This is a genomic window from Duganella sp. GW821-FHT07G03 (assembly GCF_059418605.1).
Genome location: NZ_JBWKQE010000001.1, coordinates 761,543 through 783,446, shown reverse-complemented (window position 1 = coordinate 783,446; position 21,904 = coordinate 761,543). Strand labels below are relative to the sequence as shown.

The following is a 21,904-nucleotide window of genomic DNA, read 5'->3' as shown; positions in this document are numbered from 1 at the left end:
TTTTTATTTGCGCGCCGCCACAAAGAATCGAACACATGAACGTCGAAGAGTTTTATCAGCATGCGCTGCAAGAGCGCAATTTCAAGGCCGACGCCGCCCAGCGGCGCGCGGTCGACCGCCTGCAACTGTGCTATGACGAATGGGTGGCCTACAAGGGCCAGCGTTCCAGCACGTTCAAGCGGCTGATCAATCGTCCCGGCGTGCCGAAAGGCGTCTACATGTGGGGTGGGGTGGGGCGCGGCAAGTCCTTCCTGATGGACAGCTTTTATTCGGTGGTGCCGCTGGTGCGCAAGACGCGTTTGCACTTCCACGAGTTCATGCGCGGCGTGCACCGCCAGCTCGACGAGCTGACCGGCGTCGCCAATCCGCTGGACGAGGTGGCCAAGCGCATCGCCAAGAAATACCGTTTGATCTGCTTCGACGAATTCCACATCTCGGACGTGGCCGACGCCATGATCATGTACAACCTGTTGAGCGCATTGTTCGACAACGGCGTGTCCTTCATCATGACCTCGAACTACGATCCGAAACTGCTGTACCCGGACGGCCTGCACCGCGACCGCATCCTGCCGACCATCCAGCTGCTGTACGACAAGCTGGACGTGATGAACATCGACGCCGGCGTCGACTACCGCGGCCGGGCGCTGGAGCAGGTCGATTCCTACCTGACGCCGCTCAACGCCCATACCGACGAGGCGCTGCGCGAGGCCTACGCCCGCATCGCCGAGACCGCCGACGAAGATCCGGTGGTGCGCATCGAGGCGCGTGAAATCCGCGCGCTGCGCCGCGCCGGCACCATCATCTGGTTCGACTTCAACACCCTGTGCGGCGGTCCCCGCTCGCAGAACGATTACCTGGAAATCGCCAGCCGCTTCCATACCGTGATATTGTCCGGGATTCCGATGATGTCGGCCGCGATGTCGTCGGAGGCGCGGCGCTTTACCTGGCTGATCGACGTGTTCTACGACCAGGGCGTCAAGCTGCTGATGTCGGCCGAGGTGGAGCCGGAAGAGCTGTACACCAACGGCACGCTGGCCAACGAATTTCACCGCACGGTATCGCGCATCGTCGAGATGCAATCGCGCGAGTACATGGATAAAGAGCAGCGCGCCGCGGCCGGCGCGCTGGCGTGATGCAACAGGATAAAAATATGAGACCAAGTTTGAAACCGCTGGGCGAGATGATTGCGGTCGCCGCGCTGGCGGCCCTGGCGGCGCTGGCCGCACCGGTGCAAGCGCAGACGACCGAGCCGACCCATTCAGTTGAGCAGGCCAATGCCACGTTGGCGCAAGTGGCCAAGGACCGCGCCGTGGTCCATGGTGAATTCGCCGCCAGCGAGAGCGTGTGCTACACCAAATTCTTCGTCAATTACTGCCTGGACCAGGCCAAGGAAAAACGCCGCGCCGCGCTGGCCAGGCTGCGCGCCACCGAGGTGGAGGCCCAGCATTTCAAGCGCGCCGACTCGGTCGAGAAGCGCGACGCCGACCTGGCCGAGCGCGCCCGCAAGGATGCGGCGGACGAAGCGCAACGCGCCGCCCAGCCGCCGAAGGAAGCCAAGGTCGTGGATGAAACGCCGCGCCCGGCGCCTAACGGCGGCAAGCTGGTGAACCGCGAAGCCGAGCATGCGGCCAAGGTCAAGCGTCAGGCAGCGCAGGATGCGGCCGACGCCGGCAAGCGCGCCGCCAATGTCGCCGCGTTCGCGCAGAAACAGGCTGAATCGGAAAAACGCCTGGCGCAGGTAACCAAGAAGAAGGCCGAAAGCGACGCCAGGCGCGCCGCACATGAAGCGTCCGAGAAGAAAAAGGAGGCGGCCGCCGAGGCCGCCGCAGCCGCGGCCTCCGCCAGGAAGTAGCAGGCGCGCCGCGCCTCAGACTGCGCGGCGCATTTTCTGGATGGTGTAGTTCGGAATTTCCTTGGGCTGCTCGGCCAGCTTGATGATGGCCATCGAACAGTTGTCGCCCTTGCCCTGGGCGCGTTCGCCGGCCTTGCTGATCAGGCGTTCGGCCGCCTGGCGCGGGGTGTTGCGCGCGACCGCCGCCGCCAGTTCAGTGTCCTTGAAAAATTGCCACAGTCCGTCCGAGCACAGCAGGAAGGCATCGCCCGCCTGCAAGCCGTCGTGGTAGCCGGCCGTGACAAAGGGCGATTTGAAGCTGTTGCCCAGCGTGTTGTTGAGCAGTTTGGAACTGCGGTGTTTTTTAGCGGCTTCCAGCGGCAGCTTGTCCTGCCGGACCAGATGTTCGATGTAGGCGCCGTCGTTGCTGCGCATGGCGCAGGTCTCGCCTTCAAAGCGATACACCCGTGCATCGCCGACATGGGCCCACACCGCCTGGCCGGCCGGCGTCAGCACCATCAGCGCCAACGCGCTTTGCGGCTCGGCGGTCTTGGCGATCGGGTTCATCTTGATGACCTGGTGCGCTTCTTCGGCGATGGCCCGCAGCATTTCTTGCAGGCGTGGAATGCTGGGGGTGTCGCCGACGCGCATCTCGTCAAACAAGTGTTTGCTGGTCAACAGCACCTGGTCCGAGCCGATGGCGCTGGTGTTGCCGTCGGCCAGCACCGCCATCACGTAGCCGGGTGCCTGGGCAGCCGTGTACAAGGCCACCCGGTCGTTTTGCTGGGACCGGTTTCCGATATGCTGGGCAGTACCTGCTTCTATTTTGTATGCGCTCATAAGCGACACTGTATCCTAGACTACGGGTGAGCGATCATTATGTTGGCGGCAAGCCCGCCGTAGATTAAACTATGCACCGTGTCGCGGTTTGTTTGCAATACGTTTGTTGTTCCAGTGAAACTATTTGTGTGGGTAAAGACTGAGAATTATGACTGATGTACAAGATATCCAGCGTCGTCTGATAGAACTCGACGTCGAACACCGCGATTTGGACGCGGTCATCGACCTGCTCACGCTGGACGGCCACCACGACCAGCTGCAATTGCGCCGCCTCAAAAAGCGCAAGCTGCAATTGAAAGACCATATCACTCTGCTGAAAATGCAATTAGTGCCCGACGTTCCGGCCTGAGTCCGGCTCAGCGCAACAACTAAGTTTACCTTGACCGACCACCTTCCCACGCCCGCCGACACCATCCCCGCCGTAGTCGGCGCCACGCCCGACCAGCCCCCCGGAAAGCATGACGCCGAGGTCGAACGCCTGTTCGGCGCCGGCGGACCGCTGGGTCCGGCAGTGGGCGAGTACCGCCCGCGCCGCTCGCAGACCGAGATGGCCAAGGCGGTGGCCGACGCCATCGCCAACCAGACCACGCTGATCGCCGAGGCCGGCACGGGCACGGGCAAGACCTTCGCCTACCTGGTGCCGGCGCTGTTGTGGGGCGGCAAGACCATCGTGTCCACCGGCACCAAGAACTTGCAGGATCAACTGTTCCTGCGCGACATCCCGACCGTGCGCGCCGCCTTGCAGGCGCCGGTGTCGGTGGCGCTGCTCAAGGGCCGCTCGAATTACGTCTGCCATTACCATCTGGAACGCACGCTGCAAAACGGTCGCATGACCTCGCGCGACGACGTTGGCCACCTGCGTGAAATCTCGCGTTTCCTGAAAATGACCAGTTCCGGCGACAAGGCCGAGCTGGCCCGCGTGCCGGAAAACGCGCTGATCTGGAACCTGGTGACCTCGACCCGCGACAATTGCATGGGCGCCGAGTGCCAGTATTACCAGGATTGCTTCGTCATGAAGGCGCGCAAGGAGGCCCAGCAGGCCGATGTGGTGGTGGTCAACCACCACCTGTTCTTTGCCGACGTGGCGCTGAAGGATTCCGGCATCGCCGAGTTGCTGCCGTCCGCCAACACCGTGATCTTCGATGAGGCGCACCAGCTGCCGGACACCGCCACCCTGTTCTTCGGCGACACGTTTTCCACCTCGCAAGTGCTGGAATTGTGCCGCGACGTGCTGGCCGAAGGCTTGTCCAACGCCCGCGACGGCGCCGACTGGGGCAAGGTCGTCACGGTGGTGGAGAAGGCCGCGCGCGACCTGCGCCTGACTTTCCCGCAAGATATCGTCCGTTTGTCGCTGCCGCAGATCGCGCCGTCGAGCGACTTTTTCCCGGCCTTGCAGACGCTTAAGGATGAGCTGGACGGCATGCTGGCGGTGCTGGAAACCCAGGCCGCCCGCGCCGAAACGCTGGAGCAATGCCGCCAGCGCGGCCTGGAACTGGCGCAAAAATTAAAAGATTGGAAATTCGATCCCAAGGCACGGGTGGAAAAAGGCGCCGAGGCGGTGTTCTGGGTCGAGGCTTACGCGTCGTCCTTGCAGCTGCATAAGACGCCTTTATCGATCGCGCCTATCTTCAACGGCCAGCGCGAAGGCGTGCCGCGCAGCTGGATTTTCACCTCCGCGACCTTGGCCGTGAAGAATGATTTCAGTCATTTTTCCGAGCAAATGGGGCTGGACGGCGAGCCGTCGAAGACTTGGCCGAGCCCGTTTAATTACGAGCAGCAGGGGATTTTGTACGTCCCGCAAGGCTTGCCGGACCCGAATTCCCTGGGGTATACCGACGCCGTGCTGGACCATGCGCTGCCGATCATCGAGGCGGCGGGCGGAAAAACCTTCCTTTTGTGCACGACTTTGCGCGCCGTCAAGCGCGCCGCCGAGCGTTTGCGCGACGAATTCGAGAAGCGCGGCCTGCCATATCCGCTGTTTGTCCAGGGCGACAAGGGCCGCACCGAGCTGCTCGATCAGTTCCGCAAGGCGGGAAATGGCGTGCTGATCGGCTCGCAAAGCTTCTGGGAAGGCGTCGACGTGCGCGGCGATGCGCTGTCTTTAGTGATTATCGACAAGCTTCCATTCGCGCCGCCGGACGATCCGGTGCTGGCCGCGCGCATCGAAGTGATGGAAAAACAGGGTAAAAACGGCTTTATGCACCACACTTTGCCGGAGGCGATTATTAACCTGAAGCAAGGTGCCGGTCGTTTGATCCGCGACGAAGGCGATCGCGGCGTGCTGATGTTGTGCGATCCGCGGGTGATTTCCAAGCCGTACGGCAAGCGGATCTGGCAGAGTTTGCCGTCCTTCAAGCGCACCCGCGAACAGACGGAAGTGATCGAATTCTTCAAAAACAAGAATTCTGATCAGTAACTTCCGGTACCAATAATGGCGATTGCCGCGTCGCCGGCGGCGGCGTTACACAAACGCCGCCGGCGCGTCCGGCTTGTCAACCGGGTAATATCACCACCTTGCCCGTGACTTTCCTGGCCGCCATATCATTGAGCGCCTGCGCCGTCTGCTCCAGCGTGTAGCGGCCCGAAATATGCGGCTTGATCTTTCCTTCTTGCAACCATTCCATCAACTGACGCATGCCGGCCAGGTTGGCTTTCGGTTCGCGTTTGACGAACTCGCCCCAGAACACGCCGACCAGTGACGCACCTTTGAGCAGGGTCAAGTTGAGCGGTAATTTCGGAATCTCGCCGTTGGCGAATCCCACCACCAGATACCGCCCGCGCCATGCGATCGAGCGGAACGCCGGCTCCGCATATTCGCCGCCGACCGGGTCGTAAATCACGTCCGGCCCATTGCCGCCGGTGGCCGCCTTGATCGCCTCGCGCAAATCTTCCTTGCTGTAGTTGATCAGCACGTCCGCGCCATGTGCTTTGCACACCGCCAGCTTCTCATCAGTCGAAGCGCAAGCAATGACGCGGGCTCCAAGGGCTTTGCCGATCTCGATCGCAGCCAGCCCCACACCGCCAGCCGCGCCAAGTACTAGCATGGTCTCGCCAGCTTTTAGCGCGGCACGGTCCACCACCGCATGATGCGAAGTGCCGTAGGTGAGGGTGATGGCCGCCGCCGTCTCGAAATCCATGCCTGGCGGCATGGGTGCCAGGGCTTGTGCGGACGCCACTAGTTGTTGCCCAAAACCACCGGTCGGAGTGAAAGCGATGACCTGGTCACCTGGTTTGAAAGTTGTCACATCGTCAGCAACCGAGCGCACCACGCCGGCCACTTCGCTGCCGGGAACGAAGGGCAGTTCCGGCTTGAATTGATACTTGCCCTGGATGATGAGTACGTCCGGAAAGTTCACGCCGGCCGCTTTGACATCGATCACGACCTGCCCCGGACCGGCTTGCGGATCGGGCAATTCCTGAACGGTGAGGGTATCCGGCAAGCCCCAGTTTTGACATACGACAGCTTTCATTACGGTCTCCTTGGTTTGAAAATAGAACGGTCGTTAGATTTTTATAATACCTGAATCCGCCACCGGTTTGCACAAAGTTCGGTCTGCCGCACGTTTGCGTTTGCACAAAGTGTCGGTCGAGGTGATTGTTAGAGTTGGTTAAACGCTGCACCGCTGTAGGGCAGCAACGGAGGATGTCATGACTATCCGTCACGGCTGCTTTTTCAGTTATGCACACGGCCAGCACGCGTACATGAGCAAGTTCAAGAACGACCTGGTCGAAGCGCTCAAGTGCTACCTGGAGCCGCACTTCGACAACGAGAACGAACTCTTTGTTGATAGCGAGCAACTTGGCGGCGGCGACGATCTGGACCAGAAGATCGCGCGCGCCATGTGTGAGAGCGCTTGCATGATTGTTATTTATACACCGAAGTACGAAGCCCACGCCTACACCCGCCGTGAGTTTGCAGCAATGCAACTTATTGAGAGTGAACGCAAGCAGTGGTATCCGCTGCCCAGCCACCTGATCATCCCCGTCATCATGACCCGCCATCCGGACGGTTTGCCGCCGCAAATTTCCGGACCGGGCATGTATGTCGATTTTTCCCGCTACACGCTGGCCAGCGGCGATCTGAAAACCAATCCCGAATTTCTGCCGGATATAGAAAAAATTGTTTTGCGCATTGCCGAGCATTACCACTACTTAAAACGATGCACGCCGCCGGGGCATGACTGTGGTCGTTTTGTCATGCCGGAGATCCCGCCTGAATGGCGTGCCCATCCTCCTCCACATTTCCCACGCTAAAGGTTTGCCATGGACATCACTGCCTTGTCGCTGCCGCCGTTGACTGGAACCGGCGAAGTCGTCACTTTCTATTCTTACAAGGGAGGGACGGGGCGCACGATGGCCCTGTCCAATATCGCAGTGTTGTTGGCGCGACAACAGAACGCCACCACGCCGGTATTGATGATCGATTGGGACCTGGAGGCGCCGGGCCTGCATCACTACTTCGACCACCACGACGAGGGACCGGGTGTGCTGGAACTGTTCGAAGCTTGCCGCGAGCAACTAATGCGCCGACGCAAGGGAGCGGCGGCCTTACTGGACGAGGAGGAGCTGGCGCGCGAAGTGCTGGCCGCCGTCGGCTGGGAGCAATATGTCAGCCGGGTCGACCAGAGCAGCCAGCTGTACCTGATGCGCGCCGGCCGCTTCGACGACAGCTACGGCGAGCGGCTGGCGGCGATGCACTGGGACGAGCTGTTCAACAGCTGCCCGGCGCTGTTCCGCTGCTTTGCCGACAATCTGGCGCGGCATTTCCGTTACGTGCTGGTCGATTCCCGCACCGGCCGCACCGACAGCGCCGGCATCTGCACCACTTTGCTGCCGCGCAAGCTGGTGGTGGTGTTCACGCCCAACCGGCAGAGCCTGGAGGGAGTGCAGGCGCTGGTCACCCGTGCGACCGCCTACCGCCGCAGCCACGAGGATGAACAGCGGCCATTATTGGTCTATCCTCTGCCATCGCGCATCGAAATGGGCGACAGCGCGCAGCGCGCGCAATGGCGGCGCGGCGACCAGCAGCAACGCATACTGGGTTACCAGCCCATCTTCGAACAGTTGCTGTGTTCCTGCTACGGCATGTCGCAGATGTCGCTGGACAGCTATTTCGACGAAGTCCAGCTGCAGCAGACGCGCACCTTCGCCTACGGCGAGCAGCTGGCGGTGCGCATGGATCAGGGCGGCGACCGCTTTTCGCTGACGCGCACCTTCGAGGCCTTCCTCGACTGGCTGGCCGGCGGCTATTTCCCGTGGCAATCGAGCCGCGAGATACACCTGCTGGCCTCGATCGGCGATGCGCGCCGGGCGCTGGAGGATGGCGGCGTGCGGGCGCTGTCGCAGCCGCTGGCGCGCGACCTCAACCTGCTGGGCGAACTCTATCGTCGTGAAGGGCGGCTGCGGCAGGCGCTGACGTGTTTCGAGGAAAGCATGAGCCTGCGCCAGCGCGGCCTGGGCGAAGACCATTCCGACACATTGGCCAGCAAGAGCAATCTGGCTGGCGTGCTGCGCGTGCAGGGCCAGCTGGACGAAGCACAGTTCCTCGAAGAATGCATCGTCGAGGCGCGCGAGCGCCTGCTGGGGCGCGAGCATCTCGATACGCTGTCGGCGCGCGCCAACCTGGCGGCCACGCTGGCCGAGCAGGGGCGGGCGGCCGAAGCGCTGGCCATGCTGGACGCGGTGCTGGACGCCTATCTGCGCCTGCTGGGCTCGGAACACCTGCTGACCCTGGCCTGCAAGGCCAGCCGGGCCGACATGCTGTTCCGGCGCGGCGACACCGAACACGCCCGCATCGCCCAGGAGCAGGTGCTGGCGGCGCGCAAACGCCTGCTGGGCGCCGAGCATGTCGACACCCTGCGCAGCAAGACCGCGCTGGGCTGCACCTTGCTGCGGATGCAGGAGCTGGACGCCGCCAGCAGCCTGTTCGAGGCCGTGCTCCAGGCGCAGATCCGGCGCCTGGGGCCGGACCACCCGGACACCCGCAAGGCGCGCGCCCAGCTGGCGGACGTGCAGGTGCAGCTGGGCGGACCGGTCGGCGGGCGCATGGGCGAGCCGGTGCTGGTGCCGGAGCTGCATCAGGACGCCGCCGGGGCCGATTACGGCGACGCGCTGTCCCGGCCGCCGCGCCCGCGTGACCGGCACGGCGCCAGCGACCTGTGGACCCGCGCGGCCGAAGAGTTGCTGGCGTTGGACGGTCATTTGTCCGCTTCCAGGCCGCCGTCGCGCTAGCGCAAATTTATCTGGTTTGGAGGCCGCAGGTACGCGCAGTCAGGCCATTGCTTCAGGTAAAATCTCCGTATGAGAATCCTGATCAGTAATGACGACGGCTACCTTGCGCCGGGCATCAACGCGTTGGCGGAAGCCCTGGCGTCCATCGCCGACATCGTGGTCGTGGCGCCGGACAGCAACCGCTCCGGCGCTTCCAACTCCCTGTCGCTGGACCGTCCCTTGTCGGTGCAACGGGCCGCCAATGGTTTCTATTTTGTCAACGGCACGCCGACCGACTGCGTCCACGTGGCGCTGACCGGCATGCTGGACTACAAGCCCGACCTGGTGGTGTCGGGCATCAACAACGGCCCGAACATGGGCGACGACACGCTGTACTCCGGCACCGTCGCCGCCGCCACCGAGGGCTATCTGTTCGGCATCCCGGCCATCGCCTTCTCGCAGGGCGCCCACGGCTGGGAGCATATCGAGGACGCCGCCCGTCATGCGCGCGACATCATCCAGCGCTATTATGAAACGTTGCCGGCGCCGTATCTGCTGAACGTCAACATCCCGAACCGGCCCTACGATCAGCTGACCACCCCGGTCGCCACGCGGCTGGGCCGCCGTCACCAGGCCGAGCCGGTGATACGGGCCAGGGACCCGCGCGGCAAGGAAATTTTCTGGATCGGCCCGCCGGGCGCGACCAAGGACGCGGGCGAGGGCACGGATTTCTTCGCCTGCGCCCAGGGCCAGACTTCGATCACGCCGCTGCAGATCGACCTGACCCACAAAACTCAACTTGATGCATTGGCAAAGGCCCTGGCATGAACGACAAGAACCGTAGCTTTCCCCTCCCGCTATCCTCGGTAGTCGATAAGGGGGCCAAGAAGGCGACGGTGTTCGCGCCGGTGGCGACGCCGCAGACGGCGACCCAGAACGCGGCCCGCCACGTGGCGCCGCAGCACGGTTATGCCACGGCGGCGCCGTCCAAGTCGCACAGCTACGCGCTGGAGCGGGCGCAGCCGGTGGCGGCGCCGGCGCCGCGCGGCAATCCGCTGGTGTCGGACGCGGTGCGCCGCGCCATGGTGCAGCGGATCGCCAAGCAGGGCGTCAAGGACGCGGTGGTGCTGGGGGCGATGGAGAGCGTGCCGCGCCATCTGTTCATGGACGAGGCGCTGGCCTCGCAAGCCTACATCGATGCCTCGCTGCCGATCGGCCACCACCAGACCATCTCCCAACCCTACATCGTCGCCCGCATGATCGAGGTGATGCGCAACGGCGGTCCCTTGCAGCGCGTGCTGGAGATCGGCACCGGTTGCGGCTACCAGGCGGCGGTGTTGTCGTGCGTGGCGCAGGAGGTGTATTCGATCGAGCGCATCAAGCCGCTGCACGAGCTGGCCAAGGCCAATCTGCGCCCGCTGCGCGTGCCGAACCTGCGTTTGCATTACGGAGATGGTATGCTAGGCCTGCCGCAAGCGGCCCCGTTCGACGGTATCATCCTGGCCGCGGCCGGCCTGGAAGTGCCGCAAGCACTGCTGGAGCAGCTGACCATAGGCGGTCGGCTGGTGGCGCCGGTGGGCGTCCGCGCGCAGCACCTGGAATTAATTACACGCATCGGCAAGGCAGAATGGGCCAGCGTCACGCTGGAAGACTGCCATTTCGTGCCGCTGCGTCCGGGCACGATATGACGTGCCCGTATCATTAGACTAAGATGAGAATGACAAATAAAAGTAACTTGCTCGCCATGAGCTTTGCGCTCGCTTTATTGAGCGCCTGCAGCACCACCCCGAATCAGGCACCGGTCGTCGACCGCACCGTGCCGCCGCCAGTCAAGCCCGCCACCCCCAGCGAAACGGCGCAGATCGCCCGCGACGAGCGCGGCCTGTACACCGTCAAGAAGGGCGACACGCTGATCCGCATCGCGCTGGAATACGGCCAGAACTACCGCGACCTGGTGACCTGGAACAACCTGGCCAACCCGAACGACATCAAGGTGGACCAGGTGCTGCGCGTGCTGCCGCCCGACAGCGCGGCCAACGGCGTGCAGACCGGCGCCATCGTCATGCCGCCGGTGGAAAAGACGCCGCCGACGCCGCCAGTGGTCAAGAAAACCGAGCCCAAGGGCGAGAAGAAACCCTACTCGGACAGCGCGCTGGCCGAATTGCAGCGCGCCGACAGCAACGGCAACGGCAAGGCCGAAGCCAGCGTCAAGCCGGCCCCGGCGCCATCGGCCGCCGTCACCGCCGCGCCCCCGGCCGCCGCCGCTGCCAGCGCCAGCGCCGACGAGGAAAAATTGAGCTGGATGTGGCCGTCCGACGGGCGCGTCATCGCCACCTTCGACGAGGGCAAGAACAAGGGCGTGGACATCGCCGGCAAGGCGGGCCAGCAAGTCGTGGCTGCCGGGGCCGGAAAAGTGATGTATGCCGGCAGCGGCATCCGTGGATATGGTAATCTCGTTATTGTGAAACACAGTAATAGCTTGTTGTCGGCCTACGCCCACAATCGTACTATTGTGGTCAAGGAAGGCCAGAGCGTGACCAAGGGACAAATGATTGCTGAAATGGGCGATTCGGATGCCGATTCCGTCAAGCTGCACTTTGAAATCAGGCAGCAGGGCAAACCGGTGGACCCGTCCAGATTCCTGCCTAACCGCTAGCTGAACCATGACACAGACGCCGCACGACCCGATGGATGACGACTCGGCACCGGATGAATTTCCGGACGAGAGCAATGATGATGTCGCCATCGAATCTGCGGATGGCGAGGCGGAAACCGTCGAACCGGGCGCGGTGCTGGAAAGCGTCGACGAATTGAAAAAAGTGCTGGCGGCCGAACTGTCGACCGACACCACCCAGCACTACCTGAACCAGATCGGCACCCGTCCGCTGCTGACGGCGCCGCAGGAAGTGCACTACGCCACGCTGGCCAAGGCCGGCGACTTCAGCGCCCGGCAGACCATGATCGAGCACAACCTGCGGCTGGTGGTCTCGATCGCCAAGCACTACATCAACCGCGGCGTGGTCCTGCTCGACATGATCGAGGAGGGCAACATCGGCCTGATGCGCGCCATCGACAAGTTCGAGCCGGAGCGCGGCTTCCGCTTCTCGACCTACGCCACCTGGTGGATACGCCAGAGCATCGAGCGCGCCATCATGAACCAGGCCCGCACGGTGCGCCTGCCGGTGCACATGGTGCGCGAGCTGAACCAGATCCTGCGCGGCAAATACCATCTCGAAGCCCAGCACCACAACGGCAAGGACGCCACCGCCGAGGACATCGCCGAGCTGGTCGGCCGCCCGGTGGAGGAGGTGCAGGACATCCTGGCGCTGTCCGAGCACGCCACCTCGCTCGACGCGCCGCTGGACAACGATCCGCAATCGTCGCTGATGGACATGCTGCCCGGCGACGCCGACGACAGCCCGGACGCGCGCGCCGAGCACCACGAAATGACCTTGCTGGTGCGCGACTGGCTGACCAAGCTGCCGGACAAGCAGCGCATCGTCATCATGCGCCGCTTCGGCCTCGACAACGACGATCCGGCCACGCTGGAAACGCTGGCCGAGGAAATGGGCGTCACGCGCGAGCGCGTGCGCCAGATCCAGCAGGAAGCGCTGGTCAAGCTGAAACGCGCCATGGCGGCGCGCGGCGTAGTGCGCGATTCCCTGCTGTAGTTCCCTTCTGCTATCATGTTGGCCCCGGCAACTACGTGCCGGCGCCAGCCATTCCCAATTCAACATTGAACGTTATGCAAGAAAATACAATCTTCATCAAGTCGCTCGACATGGACGCCCGCGGCGTCGGCCATCTGAAAAATGAAGACGGCTCCCAAGGTAAAGTGGTGTTTGTCGAAGGCGCATTGCCTGGCGAGACGGTGAAATTCACCACGTTCAAGAAGAAGAAAAACTGGGAAATGGCGCGCATGGACGAGCTGCTGCACGAATCCCATATGCGCGTGAAACCCGAGTGCGTGCACTTCGAGATGTGCGGCGGCTGCTCGATGCAGCATCTGGAGCCGACCGCGCAGGTGGCGATCAAGCAGCGCGTGCTGGAAGATAACCTGCAGCACATCGGCAAGGTGCGTCCGCTGTCGGTGATGCGTCCGATGTACGGCCCGACCTGGGGCTACCGCTACCGCGCGCGCCTGTCGGTGCGCCACGTGGCCAAGAAGAACACGGTGCTGGTCGGCTTCAACGAAAAGAAAACCATCTTCGTGGCCGACATCAAGAGCTGCCTGATCCTGCCCAAGCATGTGTCGGACCTGCTGCTGCCGCTGCGCGCGCTGATTGGTTCGCTCACCTTGTTCGACCAGATTCCGCAAATCGAACTGGCGATCGGCGAGGGCGTGACCGCGCTGGTGCTGCGCATCATGTCGCCGCTGGGCGATGGCGACGATGCCAAGCTGAAGGCGTTCGCCGACCTGCACAATATCCAGTTCTGGCTGCAGACCAAGGGCCCGGAAACGGCCGCGCCCTTTTATCCGCTGGACCAGCCACTGTACTATCAGCTGCCGGAGTTCGGCATCAAGATGCCGTTCAAGCCGGTCGACTTCACGCAGGTCAACCACTACATCAACCGCGTGCTGGTGGTCAAAGCCCTGCGTCTGCTGGACGTGCAGCCGGAAGACCGCGTGGCCGACCTGTTCTGCGGCCTGGGCAACTTCACGCTGCCGCTGGCGACGCAGGCGCGCGAAGTGGTCGGCATCGAAGGCCTGACCTCGCTCACCGAACGCGCGCTGGACAACGCCAAGGCCAACGGCCTGTCGGACAAGACCACCTTCTACACCCGCAACCTGTTCGAGGTCACGGCCGATCACCTGATCGAGCTGGGCAAGTTCGACCGCATGCTGATCGACCCGCCGCGCGACGGCGCCATGGCGCTGAGCGAAGCGCTGGTGGCCCTGAGCCAGACCCGCGCCGACCTGCTGCCCAAGCGTATCGTCTACGTCTCATGCAGCCCGTCGACCCTGGCGCGCGACGCCGGCATCCTGGTCAACGCCGGCTATGTGCTCGACAAGGCTGGCGTGATCAATATGTTCCCGCACACCTCGCACGTGGAATCGATGGGCGTGTTCAATCTAGCCTGATGTTTTTCTTGTAATGTTGTTGACATTGCCGGGGGCGTTTGCAACACTGGTCTGATTCCTCATCAGCACCGGAGATGGCATGCGCCTCCTGTCCCGCTTTATCGGCATGGCCGCCTTGTGCAGCCTGCCGCTGGCCGTCCTGGCCCAGACTTCCGTCACCTCGTTTTCTCCCTCCGGCGTCGTCAAAGGCGTGCGGCAGGCGACCGCGCGCTTCAGCGGCCAGATGGTCCCGCTGGGCGACATGCGCCTGGGCGATCCGTTCACCGTCGAGTGTCCGGAGGAGGGCAAGGGCCGCTGGATCGACGGCAAAAACTGGAGCTACGATTTCGCCCGCGACCTGCCGGCCGGCGTGGCGTGCAGCTTCACGCTGAAGCAGGGCGCCAAGGACCTGGCAGGCAAGCCGCTCGCCGGCGAACGCCGCTTCGCCTTCAACACCGGCGGCCCCGCCATCGTGCAGTCGATGCCGCGCGAGGGCGCGTCGGATATCGACGAGCAGCAGATCTTCATCCTCGGCCTGGACGCGCCGGCCAGCGACGAAACGGTCGCCGCCCATGCCTGGTGCCGCGCCGAAGGCATCAACGAAAAAATCGGCGTGCGCGTGCTGGCCGGCGCGGAACGCGAGCAGATACTGGAGCAGCGCAAGTCCTTCATGGACCGCTACCTGACCGTCTACTTCAAGGCGCGCGGCGTGGTGTGGGGCGCAACGGCGACGGTGCGCAGCAAGCGCCTGGAGAAGCTGCCGCTGGCGGTCCTGCAATGCAAGCGCCGCCTGCCCGCGAACGCGGAAGTGTCGCTGGTCTGGGGCGCGGGCATCGCGGCCGACAGCGGCATCGCGACCACGCAGGACCAGACCTGGACGTACAAGACGCGGCCTGAATTTACCGCCAAGTTCAGTTGCGACAGGCTGAAGACCAACGGCGGCTGCATTCCCTTCCTGGCTGCGCGCCTGGAGTTCACAGCGCCGGTCCGCATGGCCGATGCCCTGGCCGTCAAGCTGACCGGCCCAGGTGGCAAAGTCTTCAAGGCCAGCGTCAACAAGGAAGAAGCCAAGGCCGATTACGTTAACTCGCTGACCATCGAAGGTCCGTTCCCGGAGAAGTCCAAACTGACACTGTCGCTGCCGGCCGGCTTGAAGGACGACGCCAAGCGCCCCTTGCTGAATCAGGCGCGCTTCCCGATGACGGTGCTGACGGATGTGCAGCCGCCGCTGGTCAAGTTCCCGGCGCGCTTCGGCATCATCGAAGCCAAGGGCGATCGCCTGCTGCCGGTCACGGTGCGTAATGTCGAGGGCAGCCTGGCCGGGCGCACCGCACGGATCGACGGCGCGGCCTTGCGCGTCAACGATGGCGGCGTCGCGCAGGATGAGCAGGACCGGCAGATCATGTCCTGGCTGCGCCGCATGTCCGGCTATGGCTGGGAACCGCAGGAGCTGTATGGCGAAGCCTTGTACCAGCCGCTGCTTGGCGAGAGCAGGCAGGCGCCGGTGGGCGCGGTCGAGCGCTTCACCATGCCCAAGCCGGGCGGCCGCCAGGCGTTCGAGGTGGTCGGCATCCCGCTGCGCAAGCCGGGCTTCTACGTGGTCGAACTGGCCAGCCCCAAGCTGGGCGCGGCGCTGAACGACAAGCCATCCACCGCCTATATCAGCACGGCGGCGCTGGTGACCAATATGGTGGCGCACTTCAAGCGCGGCGCGCAGTCGTCGCTGGTGTGGGTGACGTCGCTGGATAAGGGCAAGCCGGTTCCCCAGGCGCAGGTGACGGTGCGCGATTGCGCCGGCAAGCAGATATGGCAGGGCGCCACCAACAGCATGGGCGTGGCCAGCATCGCGCAGGAGCTGCCGGAGGCCAGCTGCGAATCCGCCGGCGGCTATTTCATCAGCGCGCGCAATGGCGCCGACATGACCTTTACGCTGTCCAGCTGGACGCGCGGCATCGAGAGCTGGCGCTTCAACCTGCCGACCGAAGGCAGCAACGCCGACAACGTCATCGCCGCCACGGTCTTTGACCGCACGCTGCTGCGCGCCGGCGAGACGGTGCACATGAAGCACTTCCTGCGTCGCCATGTCAATCAAGGCATCGCGCAGGTTGGCGGGCATGACGCCGCGCGCACGGCGCAGCCGGGCAGCATCTTCGTCATGCATGAAGGGAGCGAGCAGAAATATGAGCTGCCGATCGCCTGGAGCGCCAACGGCAGCGCGGAAAACCAGTGGCTGATCCCGGCCGACGCCAAGCAGGGCTGGTACTCGGTCATGCTGGGCGGCCGCACGGCGGGGCGCTTCCGCGTCGAGCAGTTCCGCGTGCCGACCATGAAGGCCGTGCTGCAAGGACCGAAGACGCCGGCCATCCAGGCGCCGGCGGTGGATCTGGATGTGCAGCTCAGCTACCTGTCCGGCGGCGGCGCCGGCGGCGCGGCGGTGCAGTTGCGCACCGTGGTGCAGGACAAGGCGGTCAGCTTTGAAGACTATGCGGACTTCACCTTCAGCACCGGCGACGTCAAGACCGGCGTGGAGCGCAGCAACGGCGCCTTCGACGAGGACGACGGCATGTTCGAGGAAGGCGAGGCCGACGCCGATGCCAACGGCGGTGCGGTCAGCGGCCCGTCCGGCATCAAGACCCGCAGCCTTACATTGGACAAGGCCGGCGGCGCACGCGTCAAGCTGGACCAGCTGCCGACGGTGCAAACGCCGCACGACCTGACGGCCGAAATGTCCTACCAGGACGCCAACGGCGAGACGTTGTCCGTGTCGGCCCGCATTCCCCTGTGGCCGTCCAGCTACGTGATCGGCATTCAGCCGGACGGCTGGGTGTTGAGCAAGGACGCGCTGAAATTCCAGGTAGTGGTGCTGGACCTGCAAGGCAAGCCGGTGGCCGACGCGCCGGTGTCGGTGGACTTCTTCCAGCGGCAGTCGTACTCGCACCGCCGGCGCCTGATCGGCGGCTTCTACGCCTACGAGAACAACAACGAAGTCAAGGCGCTGGGCGCCGCCTGCGAAGGCAAGACCGACAACAAAGGCCTGCTGATCTGCCAGGTCAAGGCGCCCGCGTCGGGCAACCTGATCCTGCGCGCCAAAACGCAGGATGGCCAGCAGCGTGTGGCGATGACCAACCGCGAAACCTGGGTGGCCGACGGCGCCGACTGGTGGTTCAACGCCACCGACAACGACCGCATCGACCTGCTGCCGGAGAAAAAGCGCTACGAGCCGGGCGAAACGGCCAGCTTCCAGGTGCGCATGCCGTTCCGTGACGCGACCGCGCTGATCACCGTGGAGCGTGAAGGCATCATCGATACCTATGTGCGTCCGTTGTCGGGCAGCTCGCCGGTGTTCACCATCCCGGTCAAGAACAGCTACGCGCCGAATGTGTACGTGTCGGCGCTGGTGGTGCGCGGCCGTGTGGCCGGCGTGCAGCCGACCGCGCTGGTCGACCTGGGCAAGCCCGCCTACAAGCTGGGCATCACGCCGTTGCGGGTGGGCTGGTCGGCCAATGAGCTGAAGGTGCAGGTCACGGCGGACAAGCCGGTCTACAACATCCGAGACAAGGCCACGGTGGCGGTCAAGGTCACGCGCTCGGACGGCACCGCGCCGCCCGCCGGCGCCGAAGTGGCGCTGGCGGCGGTCGATGTCGGCCTGCTGGAGCTGATGCCCAACACCAGCTGGGATCTGCTGGAGGCGATGATGCAGCAGCGCAGTCTGCAAGTGGAGACGGCGACCGCGCAGATGCAGGTGGTCGGCAAGCGCCACTTCGGCCGCAAGGCCGTGCCGCATGGCGGTGGCGGCGGCAAGGGCGCGGGACGAGAGCTGTTCGACACGCTGCTGTTCTGGAAGGCCCGTGTCACGCTGGACGCCAATGGAGAAGCCACGGTGCAGGTGCCGATCAACGATTCGTTGACGGCCTTCCGCATCGTCGCCATCGCCAGCGCCAACGCCGATTTGTTCGGCACCGGCCGCACCGAGGTGCGCAGCTCGCAGGATCTGATACTGCTGTCAGGCCTGCCCGCGCTGGTGCGCGAGGGCGATCGTTTCCGCGCCGGCTTCACGCTGCGTAACACCACGAATGCCGCCGTCAAGGTGGCGCTGAGCGCCAATGCGGGCGGCAAGGCGCTGGCGCCGCAGCAGGTGTCGCTGGAGGCGGGGCAGGCGCAGGATATCGGCTGGGACTACCAGGTGCCGCTGGCCGTCAGCACGCTGGCGTGGGACGTGAGCGCCAGCATCGTCACTGAAGGCGAGGGCGGTGCGGCGACGCACGACCGTCTGAAGGTCAAGCAGAAAGTGGTGGCCGCCGTGCCGGTGCGCACCACGCAGGCGACCTTGTTGCAACTGGACGGCAAGCAGTCCATGCAGGTGCGTCTGCCGGACGACGCGCTGCCGGGACGCGGCGGCGTGCAGGCGCAGTTCAGCGCCAGCCTCGGTAGCGATTTGCCGGGTGTGCGCGACTACATGAAGGACTATCCGTATCGATGCTTCGAGCAGGTCAGCTCGCGCGCCATAGCGCTGCATGACAAGGCGATGTGGCAGTCGGCGGTCGATACGCTGCCGGCGCACCTGGACGCCGATGGCCTGGTCAAGTACTTCGCCAGCATGCAGCAGGGTTCCGACACGTTGACCGCCTATGTGCTGTCAGCCTCGCAGGAAGCCGGCTACGCCATTCCCGATGAACTGAAGGGTCGCATGGAGAGCGGCCTGATGGCCTTCGTGCAGGGCAAGGTGACACGCTATTCGTCGCTGCCGACCGCCGACCTGGCGATCCGCAAGATGGCCGCGTTGGAGGCGCTGTCGCGTTCCAACGGCATTCTTCCGGAAGCGCTGGAGTCGTTCTCGGTCGAGCCGAATTTGTGGCCGACGTCCGCCGTCATCGACTGGTACCTGGTGCTCAAGCGTTCGCCCAAGCTGCCGCAGCACGCGCAGCGATTAGCGCAGGCGGACCAGATCCTGCGTTCGCGCTTGAACCTGCAAGGCACGACGATGGGCTTCTCGACCGAGCGCACCGACGACTGGTGGTGGCTGATGGCCTCCGCCGACAGCAACGCCAACCGGTTGCTGCTGGCGATGGTGGACAACCCGGCCTGGAAGGAAGATATCGGCCGCCTAGCGCGCGGGGCGTTGGGACGCCAGAAGAAAGGCCGCTGGGGCACGACGGTGGCCAATGCATGGGGCACGCTGGCGATCGACCGGTTCTCGCAGAAGTTCGAGAACGTCGCCGTGACCGGCACCAGCAGCGCCACGCTGGGGCGGGCCAGCAAGAGTATCGCCTTTGGCGGCGCGACCAAGGGTGGCAGCGTGCTGCTGCCGTGGCCGCGCGGCAGCGGCGAGCTGGAACTCGCCCACGCCGGCACGGGCAAGCCGTGGGTGACGGTGCAGACTTTGGCCGCGCTGCCGCTCAAGACGCCGGTATCGAGCGGCTACAAGATCGCCAAGACCATCACGCCGGTGGATCAGAAGAAGGCCGGCGTCTGGTCGCGTGGCGACGTCTATCGCGTGCACTTGGATCTGGAGGCGCAGTCGGACATGACCTGGGTGGTGGTGGATGATCCGATTCCCGCCAGCGCCACGGTGCTGGGCTCGGGCCTGGGGCGCGATTCGCAGCTGCTCGGTAGCGGGAACAAGAGCAGCGGTTGGACGTGGCCGGTGTTCGAGGAACGCACCTTCGAGGGCTATCACGCGTTCTACCAGTTTGTCCCGAAAGGCAAGTGGAGCGTGGAGTACACTGTGCGCTTGAATAATCCGGGCCAGTTCAACCTGCCTACCACGCGCGTCGAAGCGATGTACAGCCCGGAGATGTTTGGCGAAACGCCGAATGCACCGATGAGCGTGAGATGAAACTGATTGCAGCAACCGTGCTGGCGCTGGCCGGCGTCGCCGGCCCGGCCGCATCTGCCGATGATGCCGGCGTGCCCACGCCGGAGCAGGTGCGCGCCGGCTACCGCTCGTCGGAAGCGCAGCTGCTGGACCGTCACGGCCAGCCGGTGCAGTCGCTGCGCATCGACATGAAGGTGCGCCGCCTGCCGTGGGTGGCGCTGGCCGATATCTCACCCAGCCTGCCGGCGGCGGTGCTGCAAGCCGAGGACCAGCGCTTCTACGAGCATGGAGGCGTCGACTGGAGCGCGGCCACCAAGGCCGCCTGGGATAATCTGTTCCGCAGCCGTCCGCGCGGCGCCTCCACCATCACCATGCAGCTGGCGGCGCAGCTGGACCCGCATCTGCAAGCGTCGGCCAAGGGCCGCAGCTGGGGCCAGAAGTGGGACCAGATCAAGGCCGCCCGCCAGCTTGATGCGACGTGGACCAAACCGCAGATCATGGAAGCCTATCTGAACCTGGTGTCGTTCCGCGGCGAGCTGCAAGGCGTGGGCGCGGCGGCGCGCGGTTTGTTCGGCAAGGCGCCGTCGGGACTGAACCTGATCGAATCGATGATCCTTGCCAGCCTGCTGCGCGGGCCGGGCGCGACGCCCAAGGTTGTGTGGCAGCGCGCGTGCGCGCTGTCGCGTGAGCTCAAGGCGCCGGCCACCTGCAGCGAGATCGAGCTGCGGACCTTGATCGCGATGGGCCGCCCGTTGCTGGCGGCCGAGCTGCCGCAGGCGCCGCAAGTGGCGCAGCAGCTGCTGACTAGTGGCGGCAAGGCGGTGCGCAGCACGCTCGATGGCGATTTGCAGCGATACGCGCAAACAGCCTTGCGCCAGCAGCTGATGACGCTGAGGGAGCGCAACGTCAACGACGGAGCGCTGGTGGTGCTGGATAACGCCAGCGGCGAGATACTGGCCTACGTCGGCAATGCGGGTGGCGGCGAGGTCGATGGCGTGGCGGCGCTGCGGCAGGCAGGGTCCACGCTCAAGCCCTTCCTGTACGAGCTGGCGCTGGAGCGCAAGCTGATCACGGCGGCATCGGTGATGGACGATACGGCGATCGACATCTCCACCCCGTCCGGCCTGTACATCCCGCAGAACTATGACAAAGACTTCAAGGGCCACGTCAGCGTGCGCACCAGCCTGGCCAGTTCGCTCAACGTGCCGGCGGTGCGCACCTTGGTGATGACCGGCATGGAGCGCTTCTACGAGCGCCTGCATGACGTGGGGTTGAGCAGCCTGACCGAGTCGCCGGACTTTTATGGCTATTCGCTGGCGTTGGGTTCCGCCGAAGTATCGCTGCTGGAGTTGAGCAACGCCTATCGCACGTTGGCCAACGGCGGCATGTACGGCGTGGCGACATTGGCGCCGCGTGCCGGTGCGCAGCCTTCGCCGCGCCGCGTGCTTGATCCCAAGGCCGCCTTCATCGTCGGCGATATCCTGTCCGACCGCGCCGCGCGCAGCCTGACTTTCGGTTTGAAGAACGAGCTGGCCACCACTTTCTGGAGTGCGGTCAAGACCGGCACCAGCAAGGACATGCACGACAACTGGTGCATGGGGTATTCGGACAAATTCACGGTTGGCGTCTGGGTCGGCAATTTCGACGGGCAGTCGATGTGGAACGTTTCCGGCGTCACCGGCGCGGCGCCGGTGTGGCGCGACGTGATGGACTACCTGCACCGGGGCCAGGCCAGTCGCGCGCCGCAACCGCCGGCCGGCGTGCTGCGCCAGCAGATCGTCTACCAGCCTGCGCTGGAATCGGCGCGCGGCGAATGGTTCATCGCCGGCACCGAAACGCCGGTCATCGCGCTGGTGCAGGACACGCAGCGCGCGCCGAAGATCCTGTATCCGGGCGAAGCCAGCATCATCGCCATCGACCCCGACATCCCGGACGCCGTCCAACGTGTGTTCTTCCAGGCCCAGGCCGGGAAGGGCCTGTACTGGCGCCTGGACGGTGCCGATCTGGGCCAGGCCAGCGCCGACTACGCCTGGCGCCCCAGCCCCGGCCCGCACCAGCTGGCCCTGATCGACGCCAACGCCCAGGTCGTCGCCAGCACCCGCTTCCACGTCCGCTAACTCCGCCAATAAAAAAGCCGGCGCTGGGC

At 64.5% G+C, this 21,904-nt stretch carries 15 protein-coding genes; 13 read left to right on the top strand and 2 right to left on the bottom strand.

Translation table 11 applies throughout. From position 1 onward, the window contains the following. Nucleotides 1-35: 35 nt before the first annotated feature. Nucleotides 36-1,133, top strand: coding sequence for a cell division protein ZapE (gene zapE, locus AC07OK_RS03565; protein ID WP_217945379.1), 1,098 nt, complete (start codon nt 36-38; stop codon nt 1,131-1,133). Nucleotides 1,134-1,150: 17 nt separating this feature from the next. Beyond that, nucleotides 1,151-1,852, top strand: a complete 702-nt coding sequence (locus tag AC07OK_RS03560) for a hypothetical protein (protein ID WP_494688976.1) — start codon at nt 1,151-1,153, stop codon at nt 1,850-1,852. Between the two features lie 15 nt (nt 1,853-1,867). On the opposite strand, the gene AC07OK_RS03555 is transcribed toward AC07OK_RS03560, so the two are convergent. Beyond that, nucleotides 1,868-2,671, bottom strand: coding sequence for a PP2C family protein-serine/threonine phosphatase (locus tag AC07OK_RS03555; protein ID WP_494688975.1), 804 nt, complete (start codon nt 2,669-2,671; stop codon nt 1,868-1,870). Between the two features lie 148 nt (nt 2,672-2,819). On the opposite strand from AC07OK_RS03555, the gene AC07OK_RS03550 reads away from it, so the two are divergent. Then, nucleotides 2,820-3,020, top strand: coding sequence for a YdcH family protein (locus AC07OK_RS03550; protein WP_026334267.1), 201 nt, complete (start codon nt 2,820-2,822; stop codon nt 3,018-3,020). A gap of 30 nt (nt 3,021-3,050) precedes the next feature. Next, complete coding sequence (yoaA, locus tag AC07OK_RS03545) at nt 3,051-5,087, top strand: DNA repair helicase YoaA (protein WP_494688974.1); 2,037 nt, start codon at nt 3,051-3,053, stop codon at nt 5,085-5,087. Nucleotides 5,088-5,163: 76 nt separating this feature from the next. Here the strand turns inward: yoaA and AC07OK_RS03540 are convergent, their stop codons facing one another. After that, nucleotides 5,164-6,141: an NADPH:quinone oxidoreductase family protein gene (locus tag AC07OK_RS03540; RefSeq protein WP_494688973.1), complete on the bottom strand. Its 978-nt coding sequence runs from the start codon at nt 6,139-6,141 to the stop codon at nt 5,164-5,166. 178 nt (nt 6,142-6,319) lie between these two features. On the opposite strand from AC07OK_RS03540, the gene AC07OK_RS03535 reads away from it, so the two are divergent. The 9 genes from AC07OK_RS03535 (at nt 6,320) to pbpC (ending at nt 21,875) form a co-directional block, all read left to right on the top strand. Next, nucleotides 6,320-6,925, top strand: coding sequence for a toll/interleukin-1 receptor domain-containing protein (locus AC07OK_RS03535; RefSeq protein ID WP_445232647.1), 606 nt, complete (start codon nt 6,320-6,322; stop codon nt 6,923-6,925). Between the two features lie 9 nt (nt 6,926-6,934). Then, nucleotides 6,935-8,902, top strand: a complete 1,968-nt coding sequence (locus AC07OK_RS03530) for a tetratricopeptide repeat protein (RefSeq protein WP_494688972.1) — start codon at nt 6,935-6,937, stop codon at nt 8,900-8,902. 69 nt (nt 8,903-8,971) lie between these two features. After that, the gene (gene surE, locus AC07OK_RS03525) at nt 8,972-9,709 is read left to right on the top strand and encodes a 5'/3'-nucleotidase SurE (protein ID WP_494688971.1); all 738 of its coding nucleotides are present in this window, start codon (nt 8,972-8,974) and stop codon (nt 9,707-9,709) included. Next, nucleotides 9,706-10,569: a protein-L-isoaspartate(D-aspartate) O-methyltransferase gene (locus AC07OK_RS03520; RefSeq protein ID WP_494688970.1), complete on the top strand. Its 864-nt coding sequence runs from the start codon at nt 9,706-9,708 to the stop codon at nt 10,567-10,569. The genes surE and AC07OK_RS03520 overlap by 4 nt, the downstream gene beginning before the upstream one ends. 29 nt (nt 10,570-10,598) lie before the next feature. Next, nucleotides 10,599-11,537, top strand: a complete 939-nt coding sequence (locus AC07OK_RS03515) for a peptidoglycan DD-metalloendopeptidase family protein (protein WP_494688969.1) — start codon at nt 10,599-10,601, stop codon at nt 11,535-11,537. A 7-nt stretch (nt 11,538-11,544) separates the two neighbouring features. Then, nucleotides 11,545-12,552: an RNA polymerase sigma factor RpoS gene (rpoS, locus tag AC07OK_RS03510; RefSeq protein WP_494688968.1), complete on the top strand. Its 1,008-nt coding sequence runs from the start codon at nt 11,545-11,547 to the stop codon at nt 12,550-12,552. 74 nt (nt 12,553-12,626) lie between these two features. Next, nucleotides 12,627-13,964 carry a 23S rRNA (uracil(1939)-C(5))-methyltransferase RlmD gene (gene rlmD, locus AC07OK_RS03505; RefSeq protein ID WP_494688967.1) on the top strand — a complete coding sequence of 446 codons (1,338 nt, stop codon included), beginning with the start codon at nt 12,627-12,629 and terminating at the stop codon, nt 13,962-13,964. A 79-nt stretch (nt 13,965-14,043) separates the two neighbouring features. Further along, entirely contained in the window at nt 14,044-19,779 is a 5,736-nt protein-coding gene (locus tag AC07OK_RS03500; protein ID WP_494688966.1) for an alpha-2-macroglobulin family protein, read from the top strand. Next, nucleotides 19,776-21,875 (top strand): penicillin-binding protein 1C, encoded by a 2,100-nt coding sequence (gene pbpC / locus AC07OK_RS03495; protein WP_494688965.1) that lies wholly within the window; start codon nt 19,776-19,778, stop codon nt 21,873-21,875. Before AC07OK_RS03500 ends, pbpC begins: the two co-directional genes overlap by 4 nt. Nucleotides 21,876-21,904 lie beyond the last annotated feature (29 nt).

Excerpts from the sequence above, each read along its gene's own strand:
- surE (WP_494688971.1), top strand. The coding sequence starts at position 8,972 with ATGAGAATCCTGATCAGTAATGACGACGGCTACCTTGCGCCGGGCATC.
- AC07OK_RS03560 (WP_494688976.1), top strand. The coding sequence starts at position 1,151 with ATGAGACCAAGTTTGAAACCGCTGGGCGAGATGATTGCGGTCGCCGCG.
- AC07OK_RS03520 (WP_494688970.1), top strand. The coding sequence starts at position 9,706 with ATGAACGACAAGAACCGTAGCTTTCCCCTCCCGCTATCCTCGGTAGTC.
- AC07OK_RS03555 (WP_494688975.1), bottom strand. The coding sequence starts at position 2,671 with ATGAGCGCATACAAAATAGAAGCAGGTACTGCCCAGCATATCGGAAAC.
- AC07OK_RS03515 (WP_494688969.1), top strand. The coding sequence starts at position 10,599 with ATGACAAATAAAAGTAACTTGCTCGCCATGAGCTTTGCGCTCGCTTTA.
- AC07OK_RS03500 (WP_494688966.1), top strand. The coding sequence starts at position 14,044 with ATGCGCCTCCTGTCCCGCTTTATCGGCATGGCCGCCTTGTGCAGCCTG.
- AC07OK_RS03550 (WP_026334267.1), top strand. The coding sequence starts at position 2,820 with ATGACTGATGTACAAGATATCCAGCGTCGTCTGATAGAACTCGACGTC.
- pbpC (WP_494688965.1), top strand. The coding sequence starts at position 19,776 with ATGAAACTGATTGCAGCAACCGTGCTGGCGCTGGCCGGCGTCGCCGGC.
- rpoS (WP_494688968.1), top strand. The coding sequence starts at position 11,545 with ATGACACAGACGCCGCACGACCCGATGGATGACGACTCGGCACCGGAT.
- AC07OK_RS03540 (WP_494688973.1), bottom strand. The coding sequence starts at position 6,141 with ATGAAAGCTGTCGTATGTCAAAACTGGGGCTTGCCGGATACCCTCACC.
- AC07OK_RS03535 (WP_445232647.1), top strand. The coding sequence starts at position 6,320 with ATGACTATCCGTCACGGCTGCTTTTTCAGTTATGCACACGGCCAGCAC.
- zapE (WP_217945379.1), top strand. The coding sequence starts at position 36 with ATGAACGTCGAAGAGTTTTATCAGCATGCGCTGCAAGAGCGCAATTTC.
- rlmD (WP_494688967.1), top strand. The coding sequence starts at position 12,627 with ATGCAAGAAAATACAATCTTCATCAAGTCGCTCGACATGGACGCCCGC.
- AC07OK_RS03530 (WP_494688972.1), top strand. The coding sequence starts at position 6,935 with ATGGACATCACTGCCTTGTCGCTGCCGCCGTTGACTGGAACCGGCGAA.